This window comes from Kitasatospora sp. NPDC001119 (assembly GCF_053598475.1).
Window position 1 is genome coordinate 84806 of sequence record NZ_JBSFKI010000040.1, and the last position, 7258, is coordinate 92063.

The 7258-nt window shown below is 72.9% G+C and carries 4 protein-coding genes and 1 pseudogene; 3 read left to right on the forward strand and 2 right to left on the reverse strand.

Annotated features, from left to right (window positions below):
* Positions 1-134 precede the first annotated feature (134 nt).
* A complete protein-coding gene (locus ACWDD9_RS35540; RefSeq protein ID WP_241853002.1) occupies positions 135-1322 on the forward strand; it encodes a D-alanyl-D-alanine carboxypeptidase family protein in 1188 nt (395 codons plus the stop codon).
* 27 nt (positions 1323-1349) lie between these two features.
* Here ACWDD9_RS35540 and ACWDD9_RS35545 read toward each other — a convergent pair whose 3' ends face one another.
* Positions 1350-2375: a YihY/virulence factor BrkB family protein gene (locus tag ACWDD9_RS35545; RefSeq protein ID WP_449813908.1), complete on the reverse strand. Its 1026-nt coding sequence runs from the start codon at positions 2373-2375 to the stop codon at positions 1350-1352.
* A gap of 47 nt (positions 2376-2422) precedes the next feature.
* Positions 2423-3421: a glycosyltransferase family 2 protein gene (locus tag ACWDD9_RS35550; RefSeq protein ID WP_380781450.1), complete on the reverse strand. Its 999-nt coding sequence runs from the start codon at positions 3419-3421 to the stop codon at positions 2423-2425.
* Positions 3422-3555: 134 nt separating this feature from the next.
* On the opposite strand from ACWDD9_RS35550, the gene ACWDD9_RS35555 reads away from it, so the two are divergent.
* Together ACWDD9_RS35555 and ACWDD9_RS35560 are read left to right on the forward strand one after the other, a co-directional pair.
* Positions 3556-7128 carry a bifunctional glycosyltransferase/CDP-glycerol:glycerophosphate glycerophosphotransferase gene (locus tag ACWDD9_RS35555; RefSeq protein ID WP_449813909.1) on the forward strand — a complete coding sequence of 1191 codons (3573 nt, stop codon included), beginning with the start codon at positions 3556-3558 and terminating at the stop codon, positions 7126-7128.
* A 34-nt stretch (positions 7129-7162) separates the two neighbouring features.
* A pseudogene (locus ACWDD9_RS35560) lies at positions 7163-7258 on the forward strand (protein kinase domain-containing protein); the annotation flags it as partial.

Here is a 7258-nt window from a genome sequence, read left to right on the forward strand (position 1 = left end):
GGGTCCTCGGCTTGTGAAGGCGGTGTGCGTCCCCAGTATGCGCGGGCCGCCGATCGGCGTACGGCGGGCCCCTCCTGCGGAGGACGGGCTCCGGGGGGAGGGCAGCGGGAGCCCCGAGTGGGTACGGTCAGCTGGTGCCCACACCCCGACTCACGTTCGCGCGCCTGTGCGCCGCGGTCACCGCGGCCCTCCCGGTCCTGCTCGCCGCCCCGGCGGGCGCGACCCCGCAGCAGCCGCCCCCGTCGGCCGCGGTCGGCGGCGAGCGGCTCGGGCTCCCCGGGGTCCAGGTCGCCCCGATGGCGGGTGCCCCGCCGCTGCCCTCCGACCTCACCGGCCAGTCCTGGATAGTCTCCGACGCGGCGTCGGGCGACGTGCTGGCGGCCAGCAACCCGCACCTGCGGCTGCCCCCGGCGAGCACCCTGAAGATCCTCTTCGCGGACACCGTGCTGCCCAAGTTCGACCGCAACGCGGTGCACCGGGTGGCCGACGAGGAGATCCAGGGGATCGGCCCCGGCAGCAGCCTGGTCGGCATCAAGGAGAACCTGGACTACCGGGTCGAGGACCTGTGGCGCGGGGTGTTCCTGAGCTCCGGCAACGACGCGGTGCACGTCCTGTCGCACATGAACGGCGGCGTCCAGCAGACCGTCACCGAGATGCAGGCGCGCGCCGACGCGCTCCAGGCCCGGGACACCAGGGTGATCTCCCCGGACGGCTACGACATGGACGGCCAGGTCTCCTCGGCCTACGACCTGTCGCTGTTCGCCCGGGCCGGCCTGCGCAACGCGGACTTCCGGACGTACTGCGCCACCCGGGACGCGATGTTCCCGGGCGCCGTCGACCGGAACACCGGCCAGCGCGGCAGTTTCGGGATCGCCAACACCGACCGGCTGCTGGGCAAGTACCCCGGCCTGATCGGGGTGAAGAACGGCACCACCACCAACGCCGGCTCGACCTTCGTCGGCGCCGCCGAGCGCGACGGCCGCACCCTGCTGGTGACGGTGATGCACCCGGCCGGCTACCAGCGGGTGTACGACGAGACGGCCGCCCTGCTGGACTGGGGCTTCGCCGCGGCCGGCAAGGTCCAGCCGGTCGGCAGGCTGGTCGACGAGCTCCCGCCCGCCGGCGCCGAGCCGACCGGCCAGGCCGGCGGCGCCGAGGGCACGCCCGCACCGCCGCCGCACCCCGCGGCCACCACCGCCCCGACGGCGGCGATGGGCACGCGCGGCGGGCTCGGCCTCGGCGGCTGGTCGGCCGTGGTGCTGGCCGGGGCCGCGGCCGGGTACGGCTCGCTGGTGCTGCTGCGGCGCCGCTCCGCCGGCTGACCCGCCGACGGGTGGGAGGGCTCGGCCTCAGTCCCGGGGCCGGGCCCTCCCCCCGCCCTCGTCCTCGCCCTCCCCGTTCTCCTGCTCCTGCTCCTTCTTCCGCTGCTCGGCCCGGGCGGCCCGCTCCGCCGCGTCCGCCTCCGCCGCCGCCTCCGCCTCGTCGGCCGCCTCCAGCAGCGCCCGCCCGTGCGCCCTGGTCCGGTCCCGGGCGGCCACCGGGTCCGCCGTCGCCGTCCAGGCCACGCAGTACATCAGCAGCCGGGAGACGAAGTTGATCCACAGCAGCAGCGCCACCGGCGTGGCGAACGCCCCGTACAGGCTCCGTCCGGCGACCGAGCCCAGGTAGGAGGCGAGCAGCAGCTTCAGCAGCTCGAAGCCGACCGAGCCGATCAGCGCGGCCTGCACCAGGTCCCGCCGGCGCTGGTCGGTGATCCCGGGGAAGGGCGCCAGCAGGTAGGCGAAGAGCAGCATGTCGCACGCTATGGCGATCAGCACGCCGACCGCGGTCAGCAGGTACCCGCTGTTGAGGCCGATCGCGTCGGCGATCCGGCCGGCGAGCGTGGTGCCGGCGGCGGAGGTGGCCAGCGAGAACAGCGACACCAGGCCGAGGCCGGCCAGCACCGCCACGTCCCACCCCTTGCGCAGGACCGGGTTGCCCTCCTCCTGGGGCAGCTGCCACAGGTCGCGGATCGAGGTGCGCATGGTGTCCACCCAGCCGAGGCCGGAGACCAGCAGCAGCGCCCCGCCGACCAGCCCGACGGTGCCCGCGTTGGCCACCAGGGCGGGCAGGTTGAGCGCGTCCGAGAGCCCCGGCAGCTGGTCGGAGATGTGCTCCTGCAGCTCGTGGACCCGGCTGTCGCTCAGCGTCGCGGCGGCGACCGCCAGGCCCACCGTGAGCAGCGGGAAGAGCGCGAGGAAGCCGAAGAAGGTGACGGCGCCGGCCAGCCGGTTGCCCCGGGCGGCGGAGAAGTACTCGTACACCCGGTACGGGCGGCTGCGCAGCACCCGGGCCACGAGCGGGCCGACGACCGGCAGGCGGGTCAGGAAGTCCACCTACCGGTTATAGCCGGTCCGTCCCCCGAACGGGCGTCAGTTCGCGCTCAGCGCTTGACGAGTCGCCGGGCCTTGGCGAGGGCCCGGACGGCCTGGTAGGCGCCGTAGCGGCCGTGGCTGAGCAGCTCGGTGCGCACGCCGTCCACGCCGGCCGGCGGCCGGTAGCCGGCCGGGCGCAGCCGGGCGCAGTGCTCGGCGGCCCGGCGGAAGTACTCGCGGCGGTCGCCGGGCGGGACCCGGCCGGGCTTGGAGACCACGGTGTTGAGGTGGTGCAGCATCCGCCCGTAGACGACCGGGCGCCAGCGGTCCAGGTCGGGGCGGCCGTCGAGGAAGGCGAAGACCAGGTCGTACTGGGCGAACACGTCGAAGTGCTTGCGGCTGGCGGTGGCCAGGATGTTGCCGCCCTCCTGGCGCTGGCGGTAGTGCACGCCGACCTGGTCGAGCAGGGTGATCCGGGCGGCGGCGAGCAGCGCCGGGTACGTCCAGGGGGTGTCCTCGTAGTAGCCGGCCGGGAAGACCAGCCGCTGCTCGGTGACGAAGTCGCGGCGGTAGGCCTTGTTCCAGACGACCTGGAGCAGGTCGAGCAGGTCGGGGCGGGCGTCGAGGTCGAAGACGTCCGGGGAGGCGGCGCCGAAGACGTGCGCGGAGGCGGCCCGGGTGATCCGGCCGTCGGCGTAGGTGCGGGCGTAGTCGTAAACCAGGATGTCCGGGTCACCCGTGGCGGTGAGCCGCTCGTCGATGCTCTTCAGCAATCCGGGGGTCAGCGTGTCGTCGCTGTCGAGGAAGACCACGTAGTCCCCGGTGGCGACCTCCAGGCCGGCGTTGCGGGCCCGGCCGAGGCCGACGTTCTCCGGCAGGTGCAGCACCCGGACCCGGGCGTCGGCGGCGGCGGCCCCGTCCAGGATCGCGCCGCAGCCGTCCGGGGAGCGGTCGTCCACCGCGATCAGTTCGACGTCCGGGCCGTCCTGGCCGAGCACCGAATCGAGGCACTCGGCGAGGTAGTCCTGGACCTGGTACACGGGGACGATCACGCTGAAACGGGACACGGACCCAGCGTAGTGGTCCCCGGGTGGGCGAGGTCCCCGGAGGTAGGATCGGGGGCGCACGTACGCACCGATCCAAGTGCGGTCAGACCCCGTACGGGCTGCCACGCTCCTCCAGAGAAAGGCCTGCGTAGCCGATGGCTCCCCGCCTCTCCATCGTCGTCCCGATCTACAACGTCGAGCGCTACCTCGTCGAATGCCTCGACTCGATCGCCGCCCAGACCTTCACGGACTTCGAGTGCGTCATGGTCGACGACGGTTCGAAGGACGGCAGCGCGGCGCTCGCCGAGGCGTACGCGGCCCAGGACTCCCGGTTCCGGCTGGTCCGGCAGGTGAACAAGGGCCTCGGCGCGGCCCGCAACACCGGCATCCGGCACATCGACCCGGACTCCGAGTTCCTCTGCTTCGTGGACAGCGACGACTCGATGCCGCCGAGCGCGTACGAGCTGATGATCAACACGCTGGACGAGACCGGCTCGGACTTCTGCACCGGCAACGTGCTGCGCTTCCGCGCCGTGGGCTACTACCAGTCCGGCGGCCACCTGAAGCCGTTCAAGGAGACCAGGCTCAAGACCCACATCACCGAGATCCCGGCGCTGGTCACCGACCGCACCGCGTGGAACAAGGTGTACCGCCGCTCGTTCTTCGACGCGGCCGGCCTGCTCTACCCCGAGGGCATCCTCTACGAGGACGCGCCGGTCAGCGTGCCGCACCACTACCTGGCCAAGAGCGTGGACGTGCTCTCCGAGCCGATCTACCACTGGCGCGAGCGCGAGGTCGGCGAGATGTCGATCACGCAGATGCGCACCAACCCCAGGGGCCTGATCGACCGGGTCGCCTCGGTCGAGCTGGTCCGCGCCTGGCTGACGAAGCAGACCGAGCCGCGCTTCGCCGAGTACCTGCGCTCCTACGACGAGAACACCCTCGTCGAGGAGATCCCGATGTTCTTCTCGTCCCTCGTCGAAGGGGACAAGGAGTACCGGGACGCCTACCTCCAGCACGTCGGCCGGCTGCTCCGGTCGATCGGCGCCGAGCACGTCGCCCGGCTGCGCGCACCGCTGCGGCTGAAGTACCACCTGACCCTGTCCGGCCGGATGGACGAGCTGGTCGAGCAGATCACGTACGAGCGCGAGAGCGGCGGCGGTGTCCAGGCCCGCGGCCTGCTGCGCCCGTACGCCGACTACCCGTTCCTGCGCGGCGGGCGCAAGAGCGTGCCGGCCGGGGTGCTCAAGCTGGACAACTCGCTGGTGATCCGCAGCCGGCTGTACCGCAGCACCTGGGAGGACGGGAAGCTCCGGCTGACCGGGCACGCGTACCCGGAGCAGCTGGGCGCCGCCGGCAAGCACGACATGGTCCGCACCCTGGTGCTGCGCGAGGCCAAGGGCCGCCGGGTCATCGCGGTGCCGATGCGGACGACGTACAGCCCCGAGGCCACCGCGAGCTGCCACCACGACCTGTACAGCTGCGACTGGTCCGGCTTCACCGTGGCCATAGACCCGAAGAAGCTGAGGCACCGCGGCCAGTGGAAGGACGGCAACTGGCGCCTCCTGGTGGCCGGCGCGGGCAAGGGCGGGGTCTACAAGGGCCGGATCTCGGCCGGGTGGAGCGACAGCGCGCTGTACCTCCCGTCGCACTGGGTCGAGCCGGACGTGCGGATCGTGCCGTGGATCCGGGACAACTTCGTCTACCTCCGGGTGGAGACGGTCAAGGCCCGGGTGACCGGCCTGGCCGCCCACGGCGACCGGCTGGAGGTCTCGGGCGCGGCCCGCTCCGGCCCGAGCTTCGCCGGGGCGCGGCTGCGGCTCACCCACACCGAGTCGGACCGCCACCTGACCTTCCCGCTGGAGCTGGGCGCTCCGGTCGGCTCGCTCCAGCCGTTCACCGTGGCCTTCCCGGTCGCCGAGCTGACCGCCGTCCGCGAGGCCTGGGCCGAGCTGGACCCGGTGGCCGCCGAGCGCAGCCGCGACCACTGGGACGGCGCGCTGCTGCTGGCCGACGGCAGCACCGTCCAGCTGGCCTGGGACGACCGCAACGCGCCCGAGCGGCTGCACCTGGCGCTGAACCCGCAGGCCCCGGTCGCCGAGCGCCGGGCGCTCTACTCCAAGCCCTCCCCCCACGGGCACCTCCAGTTCACCGACCAGGTGCTCCAGCCGCTGGTGGACGAGGTGTCCTCGCGCGGCGCCGACGGCTTCCTGCTGAGCGGCTCGTTCCCGCTGCCCGGCGCGCACCGCTGGGAGCTGGTGGTCCGTCACGAGTGGCGCGAGGAGGAGCACGCCTACCCGGTGGAGATCTCCGACGGCCGCTTCCGCACCGCGCTGCCCGCCGTGCCGACGGCCTCCTTCGCCGGCCGGGTGCCGCTCTCCCGGGGCACCTGGAACGTCGTCTTCCGCCCGGTCGGCGTGCCGGTGCCCGAACTGCCGGACGCCGCCGCGCTGGTGACCCCGGACTGCTTCGACGTCCTGCCGGTCGAGGTGGAGTCCCGCGGCAAGCGGATAGTGCTGGAGCGCCGCGACCACGACGCCCTGTCGTTGGAGTCGCACTCGGTGCTGCTGCCCGAGGAGCGGGCCGGCTACCGGCAGCGCCAGCTGCAGAGCGTGGACTACCCGGCCGCCCGCCGGCTGCCGGTGCGCGACACGGTGCTGTACCACACGGGCAAGTACGGCACGTACTCCGGCTCGCCCCGGGCGGTGCACGAGGAGCTGGTCCGCCGCGGCCTGTCGCTGGAGCACCTGTGGGGCAACGACGACATGCAGGCCGAGCTGCCGCAGAGCGCGACCGCGCTCCGGTACCGCAGCCCGGAGTGGTACGAGGCGCTGGCCACCGCCAAGTACGTCGTGGCCAGCACCCACCTGCCCGACTTCTTCGTCCGCCGCCCCGACCAGGTGGTCGTCCAGACCTGGCACGGCACCCCGCTGAAGCAGATCGGCTTCGACTTCGAGAAGGTCTGGTTCACCGACTCCAAGTACCTCAAGAGCCTGGCCCGGGAAGTCCCGAACTGGAGCCTGCTGGTGGCCGGCAACCGCTGGTCGGCCCCGGTGCTGCGGCGCGCCTTCGACTTCAAGGGCGAGATCCTGGAGAGCGGTTCGCCCCGCAACGACCTGCTGTTCGCGACCGACCGGGAGAAGACCGCCGAGCAGGTCCGGGAGCGGCTCGGCCTGCCCGAGGGCAAGAAGGTCGTGCTGTACGCGCCGACCTGGCGCGAGGACCGGCGCCGGCCGCAGGGCGGCTACCAGATCGACCTGCGGATCGACCTGGCGGCGGCCAGGGCCGCGCTCGGCGACGACCAGGTGCTGCTGGTGCGCCGGCACCACCTGATGTGCGGCCAGATCCCGGGCGCCGGCAACGGCTACATCTGGGACGTCGGCACCTACCCCGACATGGCGGAGCTGCTGCTGATCGCCGACGTCCTGGTGACCGACTACTCGGCGAGCGCGTTCGACTTCGCGTCGACCGGCAAGCCGATCGTGTTCTTCACCCACGACCTGGAGCACTACCGGGACAACCTGCGCGGCTTCAGCCTGAACTTCGAGGCCGAGGCGCCCGGCCCGATGCCGGCCACCTCCGAGGAGCTCCTCTCGGTGCTCGGCCGGGTGGACGAGGTCGCAGCGAAGTACGCGGACCGGGCCGCCGCGTTCCGCGAGGCCTACTGCGACCTGGACGACGGCAAGGCCTCCGCCCGGGTGGTCGACGCGATGCTCCGCAAGGAGTAGCCACCGCGCACGATCCGGCGGGCGCCCGGCACCGATCCACCGCGACGTCAAGCCCGAGAACGTGCTGATCACCGAGGGCGGCCTGGTCAAGGTCGCCGACTTCGGCCTGGTCCGGGTGCTCGGCAGCGCC

Bases quoted from the DNA above. Each gene is read 5' to 3' on its own strand.
- ACWDD9_RS35555 (WP_449813909.1), top strand. From the start codon at position 3,556: ATGGCTCCCCGCCTCTCCATCGTCGTCCCGATCTACAACGTCGAGCGC.